Annotated in this window: 14 protein-coding genes; 10 read left to right on the top strand and 4 right to left on the bottom strand. The window is 73.3% G+C overall.

Going from position 1 to position 16,619, the window contains the following annotated elements; genetic code table 11:
• Nucleotides 1–54: 54 nt before the first annotated feature.
• Nucleotides 55–1,107: an Rv2578c family radical SAM protein gene (locus DVK44_RS29785; RefSeq protein ID WP_114663730.1), complete on the bottom strand. Its 1,053-nt coding sequence runs from the start codon at nucleotides 1,105–1,107 to the stop codon at nucleotides 55–57.
• 140 nt (nucleotides 1,108–1,247) lie between these two features.
• On the opposite strand from DVK44_RS29785, the gene DVK44_RS29790 reads away from it, so the two are divergent.
• The 9 genes from DVK44_RS29790 (at nucleotide 1,248) to DVK44_RS29830 (ending at nucleotide 13,906) form a co-directional block, all read left to right on the top strand.
• Complete coding sequence (locus DVK44_RS29790; protein WP_114663731.1) at nucleotides 1,248–1,727, top strand: SRPBCC family protein; 480 nt, start codon at nucleotides 1,248–1,250, stop codon at nucleotides 1,725–1,727.
• A 287-nt stretch (nucleotides 1,728–2,014) separates the two neighbouring features.
• The gene (locus DVK44_RS29795) at nucleotides 2,015–4,501 is read left to right on the top strand and encodes an MFS transporter (RefSeq protein ID WP_408055370.1); all 2,487 of its coding nucleotides are present in this window, start codon (nucleotides 2,015–2,017) and stop codon (nucleotides 4,499–4,501) included.
• Nucleotides 4,502–4,636: 135 nt separating this feature from the next.
• Nucleotides 4,637–7,138, top strand: a complete 2,502-nt coding sequence (locus DVK44_RS29800) for an ATP-binding SpoIIE family protein phosphatase (protein WP_114663732.1) — start codon at nucleotides 4,637–4,639, stop codon at nucleotides 7,136–7,138.
• A gap of 94 nt (nucleotides 7,139–7,232) precedes the next feature.
• Entirely contained in the window at nucleotides 7,233–7,952 is a 720-nt protein-coding gene (locus tag DVK44_RS29805; RefSeq protein ID WP_114663733.1) for a class I SAM-dependent methyltransferase, read from the top strand.
• Between the two features lie 172 nt (nucleotides 7,953–8,124).
• A complete protein-coding gene (locus DVK44_RS29810; RefSeq protein ID WP_114663734.1) occupies nucleotides 8,125–8,958 on the top strand; it encodes a M55 family metallopeptidase in 834 nt (277 codons plus the stop codon).
• Nucleotides 8,951–10,327, top strand: a complete 1,377-nt coding sequence (locus DVK44_RS29815; RefSeq protein ID WP_114663735.1) for a M20/M25/M40 family metallo-hydrolase — start codon at nucleotides 8,951–8,953, stop codon at nucleotides 10,325–10,327. Before DVK44_RS29810 ends, DVK44_RS29815 begins: the two co-directional genes overlap by 8 nt.
• Nucleotides 10,328–10,346: 19 nt before the next feature.
• Nucleotides 10,347–12,365, top strand: coding sequence for a S9 family peptidase (locus tag DVK44_RS29820; protein WP_114663736.1), 2,019 nt, complete (start codon nucleotides 10,347–10,349; stop codon nucleotides 12,363–12,365).
• Entirely contained in the window at nucleotides 12,362–13,312 is a 951-nt protein-coding gene (locus tag DVK44_RS29825; protein ID WP_114663737.1) for a S66 peptidase family protein, read from the top strand. The genes DVK44_RS29820 and DVK44_RS29825 overlap by 4 nt, the downstream gene beginning before the upstream one ends.
• A 51-nt stretch (nucleotides 13,313–13,363) precedes the next feature.
• Nucleotides 13,364–13,906, top strand: coding sequence for a GNAT family N-acetyltransferase (locus DVK44_RS29830; protein WP_114663738.1), 543 nt, complete (start codon nucleotides 13,364–13,366; stop codon nucleotides 13,904–13,906).
• A 50-nt stretch (nucleotides 13,907–13,956) separates the two neighbouring features.
• Here DVK44_RS29830 and DVK44_RS29835 read toward each other — a convergent pair whose 3' ends face one another.
• Nucleotides 13,957–14,292 carry a DUF6204 family protein gene (locus DVK44_RS29835; RefSeq protein ID WP_114663739.1) on the bottom strand — a complete coding sequence of 112 codons (336 nt, stop codon included), beginning with the start codon at nucleotides 14,290–14,292 and terminating at the stop codon, nucleotides 13,957–13,959.
• A gap of 67 nt (nucleotides 14,293–14,359) precedes the next feature.
• On the opposite strand from DVK44_RS29835, the gene DVK44_RS29840 reads away from it, so the two are divergent.
• Nucleotides 14,360–15,253, top strand: a complete 894-nt coding sequence (locus DVK44_RS29840) for an arginase family protein (protein ID WP_114663740.1) — start codon at nucleotides 14,360–14,362, stop codon at nucleotides 15,251–15,253.
• A gap of 79 nt (nucleotides 15,254–15,332) precedes the next feature.
• On the opposite strand, the gene DVK44_RS29845 is transcribed toward DVK44_RS29840, so the two are convergent.
• Nucleotides 15,333–15,692, bottom strand: coding sequence for a VOC family protein (locus tag DVK44_RS29845; RefSeq protein ID WP_114663741.1), 360 nt, complete (start codon nucleotides 15,690–15,692; stop codon nucleotides 15,333–15,335).
• A gap of 84 nt (nucleotides 15,693–15,776) precedes the next feature.
• The gene (locus tag DVK44_RS29850; RefSeq protein WP_114663742.1) at nucleotides 15,777–16,592 is read right to left on the bottom strand and encodes a class I SAM-dependent methyltransferase; all 816 of its coding nucleotides are present in this window, start codon (nucleotides 16,590–16,592) and stop codon (nucleotides 15,777–15,779) included.
• Nucleotides 16,593–16,619 lie beyond the last annotated feature (27 nt).

The raw sequence follows: 16,619 nt of genomic DNA on the forward strand, positions 1-16,619 counted from the left end.
CGGTGCTCGTCGGTGCTCGGGCGGCGGGCGCGGCGGGATGCGCGGCGGGATGCGTCACAGCAGCGTGAGCTGGGTGGCCTCCGGTGGCGGCTCCGGGGCCGGGGGCACCACCGGAGGTGGTGCGATGTGGCGCGCCTCGCCCCGGCGGCCCGGGCCGATGCCGTACTCGGTGGCCAGTTCGTGCACCTGGCGCGTGATGCGGCGCTGGTAGGACGTCGGCGCGTACGACCCGTCCGCGTACAGCCGCTCGTAACGGTTAACCAGCCCGGGGTGGTGGCGCCCCAGCCACGCCATGAACCACTCGCGCGCCCCGGGCCGCAGATGCAGTGCCAGCGGGGTCACGGAGGTGGCGCCGGCGGCGGCTATCGACCGTACCGTCGAGCGCAGTTGCGCCGGGTCGTCGCTCAGGAAGGGGATGACCGGAGCCATCAGCACCGCGCATCCGATCCCGGCGGCGGTCAGGGCGCGTACGACATCGAGACGGCGCTCCGGGGAGGGCGTGCCCGGTTCGACCGTGCGCCACAGCTCCTGGTCGGTGAAGCCGACCGAGACCGAGATGCCCACGTCCGTGACGGCGGCGGCCTCGCGCAGGGCCGGCAGATCGCGCAGGATCAGCGTGCCCTTGGTGAGGATGGAGAACGGGTTGGCCCGCTCGCGCAGGGCCTCGATGATCCCCGGCATCAGCCGGTAGCGCCCCTCCGCCCGCTGGTAGCAGTCGACGTTCGTGCCCATGGCGATGTGCGCGCCGTGCCACCGGGGCGAGGCCAGGTGCCGCCGTACCAGCTCCGGGGCGTTGATCTTCACCACGATCTGCGAGTCGAAGCCGAGACCGGTGTCGAGATCCAGATAGCCGTGGGTGCTGCGGGCGAAACAGTAGACACACGCGTGTGTGCAGCCCCGGTACGGGTTCACCGTCCATTCGAACGGCATCCGTGAGGCGCCCGGGACCCGGTTCACGATCGAACGGGCGCGCACCTCGTGGAACGTGATGCCGCGGAATTCGGGCGTGTCAAAGGTGCGGGTGGTGACCGCGTCCGTACGGAAGAGCGCGATGTCCCCGGGCGGACCGTTCGTCGAGGCGTTCTCGACCAGATTGTCCCAGCGCATGGGGCACCTCCTCGGTGGCAGTGACCAAAGAATAGAACATTTGTTCCCATGATCGCCGGGGCCCGGATTTGGGCGGGCGGACCGGAGGGTGGTTGGGTGACCGCGAGCCCACCGAAACACCGAGTGCTGGAGGAAGAGCCATGGCGCAGGTCGAGGCCACGACGGAGCGAGTCATCGCGGCGGACGCGGAGACGGTGTTCGACGCTCTGGCGGACTACGAGAACACCCGCGCGAAGCTTCTGCCGGGGCAGTTCAGCGAGTACGAGGTGCGCGAGGGCGGCGACGGTGAGGGCACCCTCGTCCACTGGAGGCTCCAGGCCACCAGCAAGCGCGTCCGTGACTGCCTGCTGGAGGTGTCCGAGCCGACCGAGGGGCAGCTGGTCGAGAAGGACCGCAATTCCTCAATGGTGACCACCTGGACCGTCACCCCGGCCGGTGAGGGGCGTTCGAAGGCCGTCGTCACGACGGTCTGGGACGGCGCGAGCGGCGTCGGCGGCTTCTTCGAACGGACCTTCGCGCCCAAGGGGCTCGGCCGGATCTACGACGAGGTGCTGGCGAAGCTCGCCGCTCAGGCCGAGGCGGGCGCCGGGGCCGGCTCCGGCGCGGGATCTCAGGCGTAACGCACGCTCGTTGGAGCCCGCTGGGCACCCGCGTGGTGCCTGCGTGGCACGGCTCCTCGTACAGATCGTTGCCGGAGTCACCGATTCGGGTGGTCTTCCCCGCGGTGCGGTAGTGCGCCCCCCGCGCGACCCGCCGCGGGAAAGCCCCTGATGAGCGCCTCGGCGCGCTCTTTCCCGCTCAACTTCCCCCCGTCACACTCCCCTTAGGGGGAGGGATTCCCGCTTGCTCCCGCTTGGCGCGCGATGCGAACAATGACGCCGCGCAGGTGCGACGAGGGGAGCAGTACGTGGGCGGGACCACTCTGGTGAAGGGCGTCGGGGGCGCCGAGGGGGGCGTCGAAGCGGATGCCGGTGACGGCTCCGGGGCGGTCGCGGCGCCGCTGATCCCCGCCTCCGTCCACGACGGAACACCGCCCCCGGCCGCGCCGCCGGGCGTTCCCGCGCCGCTCGGTCCCCGGCAGGTACGGCTGGTCTTCGTCGGGCTGATGCTCGCCCTGCTGCTCGCCGCGCTGGAACAGATGATCGTGGCGACGGCCCTGCCGAAGATCGTCGGCGAACTCCACGGCCTGGACCGGATGTCCTGGGCGATCACCGCGTATCTGCTCACCGCCACCGTCGGGCTGCCGCTCTACGGCAAGCTCGGTGACCTCTTCGGCCGCAAGGGCGTCTTCCAGTTCGCCATCGTCGTCTTCGTCCTCGGCTCCGCGCTGGCCGGCTGGTCGCGCACGATGGACCAGCTGATCGCCTTCCGCGCCCTCCAGGGCGTCGGCGCGGGCGGCCTCATGATCGGTGTGCAGGCGATCATCGCGGACATCGTGCCGCCCCGGGAGCGCGGTCGCTACATGGGGCTCATCGGCGGGGCGTTCGGTGTCGCCTCGGTGGCCGGGCCGCTGCTCGGCGGGTTCTTCACCGACCATGTCTCCTGGCGCTGGTGCTTCTACTTCAACGTGCCCTTCGGGCTGCTCACGCTCGCCGTCGTCAGCGTCGTGCTCAAGATCCCCAAGCCCGCGGTCCGCGCGCGGTTCGATGTCCTCGGCGCGCTGCTGCTGGCCGCCGCGTCGACCTGTCTGGTCCTGCTGACCAGCTGGGGCGGTACGGAGTACGCCTGGGGCTCCCGCGTCATCCTGGGGCTCGCGGCGGGCGCGGCCGGCAGCGCGCTGCTCTTCCTGGCCGTCGAGCGCCGCGCCGCCGAACCGATCATTCCGCTCCGGCTCTTCCGCGACCGGGTCTTCGTCGTGTGCGGGCTGACCGGCGCGGTCGTCGGGGTGGCGCTCTTCGGCGCGGCCAGCTATCTGCCGACCTTCCTCCAGATGGTCGACGGGGCCGGCGCCACCGAGTCAGGGCTGCTGATGCTCCCGATGATGGGCGGCATCGTGATCGCTTCCGTCGCCTCCGGCCGGCTGATCACCCGTACCGGCCGCTACAAGATCTACCCGGTGGCCGGCAGCGCCTTCTCGGTGCTCGGCATGTGGCTGCTGTCCCGGCTGGACGCCGGCACCTCCCGGCTCGAATGCGGGATCGCGCAGGCGGTCCTCGGCTTCGGGATGGGGCTGGTGATGCCGGTGATCGTCCTCGCCGTGCAGAACGCCGTACCGCCGTCCGACCTCGGCGCGGCCACCAGCGCCAACAACTACTTCCGGCAGATCGGCGGCAGCGTCGGCGCCGCCGTCTTCGGCACGCTCTTCGCCAACCGGCTCGCCGACGCGCTGGCCGACCGTATCCCCGCCGGCGGCGGTCTCCCCGGCGCCGGGTCCCTCACCCCGCAGGCGGTCCACGCGCTGCCGCCCGCCGTCCGCGAGGGCTACGTACAGGCGTACGCGGACGCCATGCCGCGGATCTTCCTCTATCTCGTGCCGGTGCTCGTGCTCGGCCTGTTGATCACCTTCTTCCTCAAGGAGCTACCGCTGGTGTCCCAGAACGCCCCCGCCGCCGAGTCCGGCGCGCTCCCCGCCCCGCGCGGCGCCGTCCCCGAGCCCCGGCCGGTGCCCGTCGCCCTGCCGCCCGGTCCGCCCGCGCCGGGGGTGGCCGTCTGCGGCACCGTCCAGCACCACGACGGCACGGTCGTGCCGCGGGCCGCGCTCACCCTCATCGATGTCCAGGGCCGGCAGATCGGGCGCGGTGCGAGCGGCGGCGACGGGCGGTACGCGCTGAGCGTCCCGGGCGCCGGGTCGTATGTGATGATCGCGGCGGCCGGCGGGCACCAGCCACAGGCCGTCACCGTGACCGTCGGTGAACGGCCCGTCGAACTGGATGTCGTACTGGGCGGCGCGGGGCGCCTCGCCGGGTCCGTACGCACCGCCGACGGCGCGCCCGTACGGGACGCGGCCGTGACGCTCACCGATGTACGCGGGGACGTCGTGGCGTCCACCCGCAGCGGCCGGGAGGGCGGTTACGTGATCTCCGAGCTGGTGGCCGGGGAGTACACCCTCGCGGCCAGCGCGCCCGCCTACCGGCCCGCCGCGCTGCCCGTCAGCGTGCAGGCGTCGCGCGAGACCCGGCAGGACATCGAACTGGCCGGCGGCGCCGTGCTGCGCGGCACCGTACGCGCAGGTGGGGACCGTCCCGTCGAGGACGCGCGGGTCACTCTGCTCGACGCGGCGGGCAATGTGGTGGACACCCTCACCACCGGTCCCGACGGCACCTTCCGCTTTGTCGATCTCTCCTCCGGCGAGTACACGGTGATCGCCGCGGGATACCCGCCGGTCGCCACCGTGCTCCGGATGGCGGGCGGCGGACGCACCGAGCGCGATCTCCAGCTGGGACATGAGGACTGACTGGATTTCAGTCAATTATGGGGTTGTGCGCGGGCGCACAACCTATTGGTTCAATGCCCGGCGGATCGCGTCCCGGGGGCCGTACCGTGGAGGCGGAGCCGCTGGTACCGGCGGCAGGGAAGGAGCCTTCCACCCATGGACAGTGGCACTCCGTCAGGGCCGCAGGAACCGCGGGAGCGGTTCGCCGCGGCCGGACGGATCCCGCTCGCCGTGGTCGTCGTGGACGGTGACGGCCTGGTGTCGCACTGGTCGTCCGGCGCGCGACGGCTCTTCGGGCCCGCCCGGGAGGACGCGGTCGGCCGGTACGCCGGCGATCTGATGCCGGTCGCCGGCGCCCTCGCCGACGAGGAGCGCGGCGTGGCCCACGGGATGTACGACCCGGACGACGAGCTGGGGCCCGGGCTGCACGCCCGCGGCTCGTACCCGACCGCCGGGGTGGCGAAGGTCTCGGACCCCGGCCGCGAGCGGCTCGAAGTGCTCTGGTGGGCCTACCCGCTGGTCGGCCCGGGGCCCGGCCGCCATCTCGTACTGGCGGCGGACGCCGCGCAGTTCAGGCCCGGCAGTGATCCGGACGGCCCGGACGGTACGGGGGCCGCTCATGGCGACCGTACGGAGGACGGCTCCGAGGCCGGGCGGGTCCTGCGGATCACCCCGGGCTTCGCCCTGCACACCGAGTTCCCGGACGCCGATGTGCTCGCCGGGCGGCTGCCGGACATCCTGCCGAACATGGGCCCCGCCGAGTCCACCCGTATCATCGCGCAGGTCCTCGAACTGGGCTATCCCGTCCTGGAGTTCAGCCACCACGACCGGGTCCCCGTCACCCCCGACTGGGGCGTGCCGCGCCGCTCGCCGGGAGCGTACGGCACCACCGGCGCCCCGGCCGGCGACGGCACACCGCGGCGCCGGACCGCCCCCAGGCCGCAGCTCGACCTCGAATACGGCGCGGTGCGCGAGCGGCTGGAGTTCCTCAACGAGGTCAGCGGCCGGATCGGCTCCTCCCTCGATCTGGCCCGCACGATCCGCGAGGTCACCAGCGCCGCCGTGCCGCGCTTCACCGACTTCGCCGGCACCCATCTGCGCGCCGCCGTCCTCGCCGGCGAGGGGTTCCCGGACGGTCCGCCGGACGTGACGACCATCTGGCACCGGGTCTGGGTCGAGCACAACGACGAGCCGGGCCGCTGGGACGACACGGTCCCGGTCGGCGAGGCCATCGCCTTCCCCGAACACACCCCGTTCTTCCAGTGCATGGTGACCGGCGAGCCCGTGCTGATCCCCCGGATCAGCGAGGAGGCGGGCAACCGGATCTCGGGACAGTTCGAGAAGCGCGATCTGCGCCCCCTCATCAACCACCGCTCCATGCTGCTCGTCCCGCTCAAGGCGCGCGATGTGGTGCTCGGCTTCATGGTGCTGATGCGGCGGCCGGAGCGCGAGCCGTTCGACGACATGGACCGTACGACCGGCGCCGAACTCGCCGCCCGCGCCGGGCTCGTGCTCGACAACGCCCGCATGTACACGTATCAGGAGAATGTCGCCGAGACCCTCCAGGACAGCATGCTGCCGCAGGTCCCGGCGCGTATGGCGGGCTGTGACATCGCCACCCGCTATCTGCCGGGCACCCGGCTCGGCCGGATCGGCGGCGACTGGTTCGACGCGGTGAAGCTGCCCGGCTCGCGCACCGCGCTGGTCGTCGGGGACGTGATGGGCCACGGCCTCAACTCGGCCGCGATGATGGGCCAGCTGCGCACCGCCGTCCAGACCATGGCGACCATGGAGATGCCGCCCGCGCAGCTTCTGCGCAACCTCGACGACCTGGCGCAGCGGCTCGGTGAGCAGTACCTCGCCACCTGCCTCTACGCGGTGTACGACCCGATCAGGTCCCAGGTCCAGATCGCCAACGCCGGGCATATCCCGCCCGTGCTCGTCCGCGCCGAGGACGGGCGCGCCGAGGTCCTCGATGTGCCGACCGGCGCCCCGATCGGCGTCGGCGGGGTGGCTTTCGAGACCGCGACCGTACGGGTGCGGCCCGGCGACCGGCTCGTGCTGTGCACCGACGGCCTGGTCGAGGTGCGCGGCGCGGACATCGGCGACGGACTCGCCGCCCTCTGCGAGTCCGCCGCGCACCCGGCCGCCTCCATGGACCACGCCTGCGACACCATCATCCGCGCGCTCAACACCCGCGACGGGCGCAAGGACGATGTGGCGCTGCTGATGGCCCGCCTCGGCGGTATCCCCGACGACGACATCGCCGTGTACGAACTCGCCACCGACCCGCGCGAGGTCGGCAGGGCCCGCCGGCTGGTGCGCGAGCGGCTGCTCGACTGGGGGCTGCCGGACGCGGTGGACACCGCCGAACTGCTGGTCAGCGAGCTGGTCACCAATGCCGTACGGCATGCGCGGGCCGACCGGGTCGGGCTGCGGCTGGTCCGTACGGACGCCCTGGTGTGCGAGGTCACCGACGACGAACCGGCCCCCGCGACGCTGCTCGCCGCGGGCCGTTACGACGAGTCCGGGCGCGGTCTGCGCGTGGTGAGCGGTCTCGCCAAGGAGTGGGGCAGCAGCAGTTCGGCGCACGGAAAGACGGTCTGGTTCGAGCAGGCGCTCACCCACAAGGCCGCCAACCCGCCGCGCGGAAGGTGACGGACGGCCCCGACCCCTTGCCTCCCCGCCACCCGGACGGTAGTCCGGTCGGCAGTGCCCCGCCGACGGCGGGCCGGACCCGGGGAGTGTCCAGATGGATGTGTCACAGCGTTACCGCGCGTCGTGGGAAGGCTACTGGCGGGAGACCTCCGACGCCCCCGGAGAGGCCATATGGGACGCCGATCCGTCGCTCTGCGCCGTACCCCACAGCGAACTAATGCTCCCGTACGCCGATGCCACCCTCCCGGTCGCCGATCTCGGCTGCGGCAACGGCACCCAGACCCGCTATCTCGCCACCCGCTTCGCCCGCGCGGTCGGGGTGGACCTCTCGCACGCGGCGATCGGCCACGCGCGCCGCGCGGACCCGGCGGGGGCGGCGGAGTTCGAGCAGCTCGACCTGGTCGACGGCGTGGCGGTCCGGGCGCTGCGCGACCGGCTCGGCGACACCAACGTCTATATGCGGGCGGTCATCCACCAGAGCGAACCGCAGGACCGGGCCGCCGTCGCCGAGGCCGTCGCCACCCTCCTCGGCGCGCGCGGCCGGGCCTTCGTCGCGGAGCTGACCAGCGCGTCGAAGGCCGTGCTCCAGCAGGCGGTGACGGGTCCGGGCGGACCGCCGGAGAAGCTGAGACGGGTCTTCGCCCACGGCCTCAAGCCGGCCGGGGCCACGGACGAGGAGGTGCCGGAGCTGCTGCGGGCGGCGGGGCTGACGATCCTGGCGAGCGGGGACACGGCGCTGCCCCAGACGGAACATCTGCCGGACGGCACACGGATCGATCTGCCGGCGCGGTGGTTCGTGCTCGCGCGGGCGTAGCGAGGCCGTTTCGGTTGCGGTATGTAAATCACCCCGGGCGGGTCGTGCGGAAGGCGTGCGCTCGGGGGAAACCCCTGGTCATGGGCCGTCCGGGGTGACTTCGGCGGTCCGGGCCTCCGGTGGTTGTCCACAGGGCTGGCCCGGTCCTGCCGGGGCGCGTACGTTTCTCGCCATGAAGATCCTTATCAGCGCCGACATGGAGGGCGCCACGGGGGTGACCTGGCCGGCCGACGTCCTGCCGGGCACACCCCAGTGGGAGCGCTGCCGCCCGCTGTTCACCTCCGACGTCAACGCCGCCGTCCTGGGCTTCCTCGACGGCGGCGCCGACGAGGTGCTCGTCAACGAGGCACACTCGACCATGCGGAATCTGCTGCTGGAGCGGCTGGACGAGCGCGCCGAGCTGCTCACCGGCCGCCACAAGGCGCTCACCATGGTCGAGGGGGTGCAGCGCGGCGATGTCGACGCCATCGCGTTCGTCGGATATCACACCGGCGCCGGTGACGAGGGGGTCCTCGCGCACACCTATCTCGCCAACTCGCTGACGGGGGTCTGGCTCAACGGGGTGCGGGCGAGCGAGGGCCTGCTGAACGCGCGGGTCGTCGCGGAGTACGGAGTGCCGGTCGTGCTTGTCACCGGCGACGACCTGACCTGCGAGGACGCGCTCGGGTACGCGCCGGAGGCGCACAAGGTCGCGGTCAAGGACCATGTCTCGCGGTACGCGGCGGTGTGCCGCACCCCGGCCCGTACCGCCGCCGACATCCGGGCCGCCGCGAAGGAGGCCACCGCGCTCGCCGGGCGGTACGAACCGGTCCCGGGCGGCCCGTACACCCTGGAGCTGGAGTGCGACGCCGCGCATCTGTCCGCCGCGGCCACGGTCGTCCCGGGGGTGGCGCTCAGCGGCGAGCGGCGTGTGTCGTTCACCAGCGACACGATGTACGAGGGAATCCGTACCTTCAAGGCGGTCACGACGATCGTCTCGGCGGCGGTGGAGGAGCAGTATGGCTGACGCGACCACACCCGACGCCACCACATCCAGCGCGACCACGCGGTCCGCGGCGGTACCGGACGAGGCCGCGATGGCGGAGGTGGTCGCCTTCACCTCCGAACTCATCCGTATCGACACCACGAACCGGGGCGGCGGTGACTGCCGCGAGCGCCCGGCCGCGGAGTACGTCGCCGAGCGGCTCGCCGACGCCGGGATCGAGCCGGTGCTGCTGGAGCGGACCCCCGGCCGGACCAATGTGGTCGCCAGGATCGAGGGCACCGACCCGTCCGCCGACGCCCTCCTCGTCCACGGCCATCTCGACGTGGTGCCCGCCGAGCCCGCCGACTGGACCGTCCACCCGTTCTCCGGGGAGGTCCGGGACGGGGTGGTGTGGGGGCGCGGCGCCATCGACATGAAGAACATGGACGCGATGGTCCTGTCGGTCGTCCGGGCCTGGGCCAGGACCGGCGTCCGGCCGCGCCGGGACATCGTCCTCGCCTACACCGCCGACGAGGAGGCCAGCGCCGAGGACGGCGCCGGTTTCCTCGCCGACCGGCACCCCGGCCTCTTCGAGGGGTGTACGGAGGGCATCAGCGAGTCCGGGGCCTTCACCTTCCACGCCGGACCCGGCATGGCGCTCTACCCGATCGCCGCCGGCGAGCGCGGCACCGGCTGGGTCAAGCTCACCGCCCACGGCAAGGCCGGCCACGGCTCGAAGGTGAACCGCGCCAACGCGGTCAGCCGGCTCGCCGCCGCCGTCGCCAGGATCGGTGACCACCCCTGGCCGGTCCGGCTCACCCCGACCGTACGGGCCGCCCTCGCCGAACTCGCCGCGCTGCACGGCATCGACACCGATGTCCACGCACCGGACTTTGACCCGGACGGGCTGCTGGGCAAGCTCGGTCCGGCGGCGGCGCTCGTCGAGCCGACGGTGCGCAACAGCGCCAACCCGACCGTCCTGGAAGCCGGTTACAAGGTCAATGTGATCCCCGGCCGGGCCACGGCCTTCATCGACGGGCGCATGGTGCCCGGCGGCGAGGAGGAGTTCCGCACCACCCTGGACCAGCTCACCGGGCCCGATGTCGAATGGGAGTTCCACCACCGGGAAGTCGCCCTCCAGGCGCCCGTCGACTCGCCGACCTTCGCCAAACTGCGCGCCGCCGTCGAGCACTTCGACCCGGCCGGACACGCCGTGCCGTACTGCATGTCGGGCGGCACGGACGCCAAGCAGTTCTCCCGGCTCGGCATCACCGGCTACGGCTTCTCGCCCCTGAAGCTGCCCCCCGGCTTCGACTACCAGGCTCTCTTCCACGGCGTCGACGAACGGGTGCCCGTCGAGGCGCTGCACTTCGGCGTCCGGGTCCTCGACCACTATCTCAAGTCCGCCTAGAGCGGGAGGAGTTCCCCTGATGGAAACCGCGCGGAGCGCCATCCCGTACGGAACGTGGCCGTCCCCGGTCGACGCCGCCCTCGCCGCCTCGCGCGGCGGCCGCCCCGAGTACGTGGGGACGGTGGGCGACGAGGTGTGGTGGACGGCGCCGCGCCCCGCCGAGAGCGGCCGGCGCGCGCTCGTACGGCTGACGGCCGATGGCCGCGAGCAGTCGGTCCTGCCCGCGCCGTGGAACGCCGGCAGCCGGGTCATCGAGTACGGCGGCGTGCCCTGGGCCGGCGCCGCCCGCCCCGACGGCGGCCCGCTCGTCGTCTTCGTCCACTTCCCCGACCAGCGGCTGTACGCGTACGAGCCGGACGGCGCGGGCGAGCCGAGACCCCTCACCCCTGTGTCCGCGATCGGCGGCGGGCTGCGCTGGGCCGACCCGGTGCTCCAACTCGACCGGGGCGAAGTCTGGTGCGTACTGGAGGAGTTCACGGGCAAGGGCCCCACCGACGTCCGCCGGGTCATCGCCGCCGTACCGCTGGACGGCTCGGCCGCCGACGACCGTACGGCCGTCCGTGAGCTGTCCGACGACCGGCACCGCTTCGTCACCGGGCCCCGGCTCTCCCCGGACGGCCGCCACGCCGCGTGGATCGCCTGGGACCATCCTCAGATGCCCTGGGACGGCACGGTGGTGATGCTCGGGGAAGTGGCCGACGGCGGGCCCTTCCGAGGGATCAGGCCGGTCGTCGGGGACACCGACGAGTCCGTCGCCCAGGTCGACTGGGCGCCTGACGGCTCGCTGCTCCTCGTCTCCGACCTCTCCGGCTGGTGGGAGGTGCGGCGCCTGCGGGTGGACGGGGACGCGGCGGCCGGACCGGGCGTGATCGCGAGCACCAGCCTCTGCCCCGGCCGCCGGGAGGAGTTCGGCGGGCCGCTCTGGAAGATCGGCTCCCAGTGGTTCCATCCGCTGGACGACGGCCGGATCGCCGTCATCCACGGCCGGGGCACCACCGCGCTCGGCGTGCTCGACCCGGCCGACGGCACCCTCGTGGACGCCGAGGGGCCCTGGACCGAGTGGGCGCCCACCCTCGCCGTCACCGGCGGCCGGGTGATCGGCGTCGCGGCGGGACCGCGCCACGGGTACGAGATCGTGGAGCTGGACACCGCCACCGGCCGGACCCGGGTGATCGGCGCCGCCCACCAGGACCCCGTGGACCCCGCGTACTACCCCGACTCCCGGCCGCGCACCTTCACCGGACCCGGCGGCCGGGAGATCCACGCCCAGATCCATCCGCCGCACCACCCCGCGCACACCGGCCCCGAGGGCGGACTCCCGCCGTACGTGGTGTGGGCGCACGGCGGGCCCACCGGGCGCGCGCCGCTCGTCCTGGACCTGGAGATCGCCTACTTCACCTCCCGGGGCATCGGGGTCGCCGAGGTCAACTACGGCGGCTCCACCGGCTACGGACGGGAGTACCGGAACCGGCTGCGCGAGCAGTGGGGCGTGGTCGACGTCGAGGACTGCGCGGCGGTCGCCGAGGAGCTGGCCGCCGAGGGCACCGCCGACCGCGCGCGGCTCGCCGTACGCGGCGGCAGCGCGGGCGGCTGGACGGCGGCGGTCTCGCTGACCGACACCGACGTGTACGCCTGCGGCACGATCAGCTATCCGATCCTCGATCTGCTCGGCTGGGCCACCGACGAGACCCACGACTTCGAGTCCCGCTACCTCGAATCGCTCGTCGGACCGCTCGCCGAGGTCCCCGAGCGCTACCACGCGCGCTCGCCGCTGCACCACGTCGAGCGGATCACCGCGCCGTTCCTGCTGCTCCAGGGGCTCGACGACGTGATCTGCCCGCCCGCCCAGTGCGAGCGCTTCCTCGACCGGATGGCCGGGCGCGGTGTCCCGCACGCGTATCTCGCCTTCGAGGGCGAGGGCCACGGGTTCCGCCGCGCGGACACCATGATCCGGGCGCTGGAGGCCGAACTCGCCCTGTACGCAAGGACCTTCGGGTTCGCCCGTCCCGATGTCCCGCCGCTGGAGATGGTCCGATGAAGGTACCTGTGACGCCCCTGACCCGGCCCGCGCGGCTGCGGCCGGGGGCCAGGGTCGCCGTCGTGGCGCCGAGCGGGCCCGTACCGGGGGAGCGGCTCGACGCGGGGCTCGACATCCTGCGCGGCTGGGACCTCGACCCGGTGGCGGGCCCGCATGTGCGCGACCGCCACCCCCGGTTCCCGTATCTGGCGGGCACGGACGAGAACCGCGCCCGCGATCTCCAGGACGCCTGGTGCGACCCGTCCGTGAGCGCCGTGCTGTGCGCCCGGGGCGGTTACGGGGCGCAGCGGATGGTGGAGCTGCTCGACTGGGACGCGATGCGGGCGGCGGGCCCCAAGGTCTTCGTCGGCTTCAGCGACATCACCGCGCTGCACGAGGCGTTCGCCGTCCGGCTGGGACTGGTCACCCTGCACGGCCCGATGACCGCCGCCCTCGCCTTCCTCAAGGACGCCGGGGTCCAGGAGTCGCTGCGCGCCACGCTGCTGGACCCCGGGTCCGTCCGTACCCTCGCCCCGGACACGGCCCGCACCCTGGTGCCCGGCCGGGCGCGCGGGGTCACCCTCGGCGGCTGTGTCAGCCTGCTCGCGGCGGAGCTGGGCACCCCGCACGCGCGGCCCTCGGCGGCGGGCGGGCTGCTGCTGATCGAGGACATCGGCGAGGAGCCGTACCGCCTCGACCGCATCCTCACCCAACTGCTGCGCGCCGGATGGCTGGACGGCGTCGCGGGGATCGGCCTCGGCTCCTGGAAGGAGTGCGGACCGTACGACGACGTGCGCGCGGTGCTGCTCGACCGGCTGGGCCCGCTGGGCGTACCGGTCGTGGAGGAGCTGGGCTTCGGACACGCGGACACGGCGCCGACCGTGCCGCTGGGTGTCGCGGCGGTGCTGGACGCGCCGGCGGGCGGAGGACGGCCGTCCCTGACAATGGAGGTGCCCGCGCTGACCTGACGCCACGGTGCCCGCGCTGAGCTGACCTTGTCGCCCGTTTAGGGTGGCCGGATGTCCGACCAGCACCCCGCCCGCCCGCTCGCCGAGGGGCCCCGCACCCGGCTGCACCCCTACCGCCCCGACGACGCCGAGGAGTTCGCGGCCCTCGCGCGCGCGAGCAGGCGGCTGCACCGGCCCTGGCTGTTCCCGCCCGAGGACACCGGGGCGTACGCGGTGTACGCGGGCCGGATCGTCGAGGACCCGGCCAAGGAGGGGTATCTCGTCCGCGCCCGCGACGACGGGCGCCTGGCCGGGTTCATCAACATCAACAACATCGTCCGGGGCGGCTTCCAGTGCGGTGCGCTCGGATACGGCGCGTTCGCGCACGCGGCCGGGCGCGGGCTGATGACCGAGGCGCTCGGCCTGGTCCTGCGCCACGCGTTCGGCCCGCTCGGGCTGCACCGGCTGGAGGCCAACATCCAGCCCGCCAACGCCGCGTCGCTCGCGCTCGTACGGCGGGCTGGCTTCCGGTCGGAGGGCTTCTCACCGGACTTCCTGTTCATCGACGGCGCGTGGCGCGACCACGAGCGCTGGGCGATCACCGCCGGACGCTGAGGTCCGGCGGCGTCCGGTACGGCGGCGGGGTACGGAGGCGGGCCGGGCGGTCAGCGGCCCTTGCGGTTGATCTTCATGGTGTCCATGTCGGTCACGGTCGCGCGCAGTTCGCCCCACGCGCCGCCCAGCGCGCGCAGCGCCGTCTCCGCGCGGTCCTCCGCGAGCGCGCCCGCCATCTCCGGGCCGTCGGCCGCGTCGGACAGCAGCTCGTAGCGGTAGCTGAAGTGCTTCAGCGTGCGGTCGTACGTCAGCGACCCGTCCGGGGTGAACCGCATCTGGCTGAGCCCGTGGTCCGCCACCTCCGCGAGCAGCCGCGCGCGTACGTCGTCCGGCAGCCCGTTCCAGGTCCCCCGGACGATCACCCGGTAGGTGTGCTGCGTGGTCATCGCGCCGCTCGCTCTCTCTTCGTCAACAGGATGAAGGCGCCAGCGTACGTAAGAGAGGATGGTTCGCATGCGGAATTTCGTGGTCGTCGACGCCCCCTCCAACCTGGGCCTGCGCCCGCCCGCCCCGGGCACGGTCCCCGGCTGTTACAAACTGGCGGGCGCCCTGCGCGAGCAGGGCATCGTGCGGCGCCTCGGCGCGCGCGAGGGCGGGGTTGTCGTGCCGCCGCGCTACGACAGGGGCGACTGGCAGGAGGGCGACGGCGTCTTCAACGCCGCCGCGATCGCCGCGTACACCCCCAGGCTCGCCGACCGCATCGAACAGCACGTAGCGGCCGGGGACTTCCCGGTCGTGCTCGGCGGCGACTGCTCCATCCAGCTCGGCGCGTCGCTCGCGCTGCGCCGGAGGGGCCGGTACGGGCTGGTCGCCATCGACGGCTCCGCCGACTTCCGCCACCCCGGCAACTCCACCGCCATCGGCGCGGCGGGCGGCGAGGAGCTGGCCCTCGGCACCGGGCGCGGGCAGCGGGAGCTGACCGATCTGGAGGGGCTGCGCCCGTATCTGCGGGACGAGGACATCCGGCTCTTCGGGATGCGGGACGGCGACGAGGACCGCGCGGAACTCACCCGGCTGAAGATCTCCCACACCACGGTCGGGGAGCTGCGGGAGCGGGGCGTGGCCGAGGTGGCCGCCGCGGCGGCGCTGTCGCTGGAGACACCGGCGCTGGACGGGTTCTGGGTGCATCTGGACGCCGACGTACTCGACCCGGAGATCATGCCGGCCGTGGACAGCCCGGACCCCGGCGGTCTGCTCCCGCACGAACTCGCCACGCTGCTGCGGACCTTGGCCGGCTCGGCGCGGTGCGTCGGGCTGAACGTGACGATCTACGACCCGGATCTGGACCCGGACGGCACGGGCGCGGCGCTGCTGACGGACCTGGTGGTGGGGGCGCTCGTACCGTAAGCCGGTTCCGAAATCCGCTGCCCGCGTGAACCCGCTTCCCGCGTGAACCCGGTCCCGCGTGAATCCGGTCCCGCGTGCGTCAGCGGCCCTCGGCGGCCTTGCGGTCGACGTACTCGAAGACCGAGCCGTCGGGGTGCACGGCGATCAGGTTCCGGCCCACCGGGGTGGCGACCGGCCCCACGATGACCTTCGCCCCGATGCCGGTGAGGACCGTACGGGCCTCCTCGACGTCCTTGACGGCGATGGTCGCCGTCACCTTGCGCAGGACGTCGATCTCCGACGCGGGACCGCTCATCAGCAGAAAGCAGCCGACGGCGGCGACCGAGACCCCGCCGCGCTCGAAACGGAGCGCGGGACTGCCGGTGAGCCGTTCGTAGAACGCCACCGAGGTCTCCAGGTCGTCGACGCAGACGCGCAGCGTGGTTCCCAGGATTTCCATGCCCGACAGGGTAGTTGGTGGGGGCGCCTCCGCGGGAGCCCGCGGCGGACCGAGGAGGCGCGGCCCCTCGCCGATGCCCTGCCCTCAGACCCGGCAGAGGATTTCGCCGTGCGGCACCATGAACCACGCGTCCTCGGCGGCGCCCCACGCGCGCCACGCCCCGGCGAACTCCGCCAGCCGCCCGGCCGTCGCGTGGCCGCCGTCGACCGCCAGCCCCGCGTAGCCGGACGCGGTCGTCCGGTCCGCCCACAGCCCGCTCCACCAGGCGCGCTCCTCCGGAGTGGCGAAGCACCAGGTGGTAGCCGTCGCGGTGATCGCGGCATCGGTGAAACCGGCCCCCCGGGCCCAGGAGAGCAGCCGGCGCCCGGCGTCGGGCTCACCGCCGTTGGCACGGGCCACCCGGCGGTACACCTCCCGCCAGTCGTCCAGCACGGGTACGGCCGGGAACCAGGCGAAGGCCCCGAAGTCCGCGTCGCGCGCCGCGATCACCCCGCCCGGCCGGCACACCCGGCGCAGCTCGCGCAGCGCCCGTACCGGATCACCGACGTGCTGGAGGACCTGATGGGCGTGGACGACATCGAACGAGTCGTCGGGGAAGTCCAGATCATGGACATCGGCGACCGCGAAGCGGACACTGTCCACCCCGGCCGCCTCCGCCGCCCCGCGCGCCTTGTCCAGCACGTCCTCGGCGGTGTCCACGGCCGTCACCGTCCCGGGGGCGACGAGCGCCGCCAGGTCGGCCGTGATGGTCCCCGGCCCGCACCCCACGTCCAGCACGTCCTGGCCGGACCGCAGCTCGGGGAGGAGGTACGCGGCTGAGTTGGCGGCGGTGCGCCAGGTGTGCGAGCGGAGCACCGACTCGTGGTGCCCGTGGGTGTAGACGGCGGTCTCTTTCGGCATGGCCGGACTCCCTCTCCCGTGCGTGAA

Origin of the sequence: Streptomyces paludis, from assembly GCF_003344965.1 — a bacterium.
In the GTDB taxonomy this organism is placed as follows: domain Bacteria; phylum Actinomycetota; class Actinomycetes; order Streptomycetales; family Streptomycetaceae; genus Streptomyces; species Streptomyces paludis.

Excerpts from the sequence above, each read along its gene's own strand:
- DVK44_RS29785 (WP_114663730.1), bottom strand. The coding sequence starts at position 1,107 with ATGCGCTGGGACAATCTGGTCGAGAACGCCTCGACGAACGGTCCGCCC.
- DVK44_RS29790 (WP_114663731.1), top strand. The coding sequence starts at position 1,248 with ATGGCGCAGGTCGAGGCCACGACGGAGCGAGTCATCGCGGCGGACGCG.
- DVK44_RS29800 (WP_114663732.1), top strand. The coding sequence starts at position 4,637 with ATGGACAGTGGCACTCCGTCAGGGCCGCAGGAACCGCGGGAGCGGTTC.
- DVK44_RS29805 (WP_114663733.1), top strand. The coding sequence starts at position 7,233 with ATGGATGTGTCACAGCGTTACCGCGCGTCGTGGGAAGGCTACTGGCGG.
- DVK44_RS29810 (WP_114663734.1), top strand. The coding sequence starts at position 8,125 with ATGAAGATCCTTATCAGCGCCGACATGGAGGGCGCCACGGGGGTGACC.
- DVK44_RS29815 (WP_114663735.1), top strand. The coding sequence starts at position 8,951 with ATGGCTGACGCGACCACACCCGACGCCACCACATCCAGCGCGACCACG.
- DVK44_RS29820 (WP_114663736.1), top strand. The coding sequence starts at position 10,347 with ATGGAAACCGCGCGGAGCGCCATCCCGTACGGAACGTGGCCGTCCCCG.
- DVK44_RS29825 (WP_114663737.1), top strand. The coding sequence starts at position 12,362 with ATGAAGGTACCTGTGACGCCCCTGACCCGGCCCGCGCGGCTGCGGCCG.
- DVK44_RS29830 (WP_114663738.1), top strand. The coding sequence starts at position 13,364 with ATGTCCGACCAGCACCCCGCCCGCCCGCTCGCCGAGGGGCCCCGCACC.
- DVK44_RS29835 (WP_114663739.1), bottom strand. The coding sequence starts at position 14,292 with ATGACCACGCAGCACACCTACCGGGTGATCGTCCGGGGGACCTGGAAC.
- DVK44_RS29840 (WP_114663740.1), top strand. The coding sequence starts at position 14,360 with ATGCGGAATTTCGTGGTCGTCGACGCCCCCTCCAACCTGGGCCTGCGC.
- DVK44_RS29845 (WP_114663741.1), bottom strand. The coding sequence starts at position 15,692 with ATGGAAATCCTGGGAACCACGCTGCGCGTCTGCGTCGACGACCTGGAG.
- DVK44_RS29850 (WP_114663742.1), bottom strand. The coding sequence starts at position 16,592 with ATGCCGAAAGAGACCGCCGTCTACACCCACGGGCACCACGAGTCGGTG.